The sequence below is a fragment of the Nostoc sp. UCD121 genome, assembly GCF_014222285.1.
Lineage (GTDB): Bacteria > Cyanobacteriota > Cyanobacteriia > Cyanobacteriales > Nostocaceae > Nostoc.
In genome coordinates, this window is the sequence record NZ_JACKZS010000471.1 from 1 (window position 1) to 1,243 (window position 1,243).

General features: G+C 45.3%; 1 protein-coding gene and 1 pseudogene. Both read left to right on the top strand.

Annotated features, from left to right (window positions below; all coding sequences use genetic code 11):
* Positions 1–561, top strand: a 561-nt coding sequence (locus GNF10_RS36945; protein ID WP_260446390.1) for a hypothetical protein, incomplete at its 5' end; no start/stop codon positions are given.
* Positions 558–1,243 (top strand): annotated as a pseudogene (locus GNF10_RS36950) (hypothetical protein); the annotation flags it as partial. The gene GNF10_RS36945 and the pseudogene GNF10_RS36950, both read left to right, overlap by 4 nt.

Genomic DNA, 1,243 nt, shown 5'->3' on the forward strand with positions numbered 1-1,243 from the left:
AGGCTGATGCTAGTAAGGAAACGAAATGAAGATCCTCATAGCGTCAGCCCTTTTTTGCATGAAGGGCTGGCACAAACACCACAATCAACTAAGCAACAGAAACAACCCGAACAGTTACCACCACTGCCAGAAAATAACAGAGGTCGGACATTTAGACGTGCTGGTAATGCCTGTGAAATTGTCGCTGGCAGTTGTTTAAACAGTGCAGTTATTTTTACTTTTCATCTGTTGCAAGTTCACCCTGTTGGAATGTTCTTAGCTGTGGGTACTGCACACCTGTATTTTACTGCCACTGCAACAGGTGAAGGATTTAATAATTTCGTCACTAATCTAATGACTGGATGCAGTGCGTCATTAGCGTTATTATGTGCGCTTTCCGAACCGATTAGTGAATGGAATGAAGCGAGAACTTCTACACAAACAGCTAATACTTCAATTGAAAAAATGTATCAGCCCAAAGTGAAAACTGCTGAATCTTCAAGTTGGATGGATGGTGCAGGAGTGGGCATATTTCTAGCGATATTAATGTTTTTTCTATTTGGTGGTAAAAGAGGTAAATGAACTATCTATCTGAGAAACATAAAACTTTATCAGAGTCGCAACAATCGGGTTTAATGAAGTGGTTCGGACAGTTACCGATGGATAAAAAAGCTGTTGCAATTGGGCTGAGTTTGACTGTAGGAATTAGCTCGGCTGCAATGGCGTGGAAAGGGGAGTCAAGCGACCGCATTTATTTCTGCGTTCGGACTCCCCAGAAAAAATTGGTATGTCAGGACAAGAATAACAGACCATTCCGCATGACCCCCCATTACTGGGAGCAGTGGAAGCTAGAAGGAATGCCCTCTCAAGTAGTGCGTGACCCAGCTATGGGCGTTAATGGACTGGTGAAAGCGACTAACCCATATAAACCGTTTTGGGCGTTTGGGGGATTCTTGGGGTTTGCTCTTGCTGGGTGGATGTTGCGCCATTGTCAAGATGAAGAGAAGCAGAGAGCAGTTTTTGAAGACATCGCCCAAAAACGGGACGCAGCAAAGGCAGAGATGGCCGCACGTTCCGAGCTACTAGAGAGTTGCCGAGACGTTGCGATCGCAGAAGTTCAACTACAAGCCGACTTGGATCTAATCGCCAATGAGCGCACAGTAGACATCCAAAAAGCAGAGATTTACGCCCACACGGAAATTGAAGTTACCCAAATGGAGGCAACTGATGCCATTTTTGAGGCGCAAACGGCGGGGATGACCGA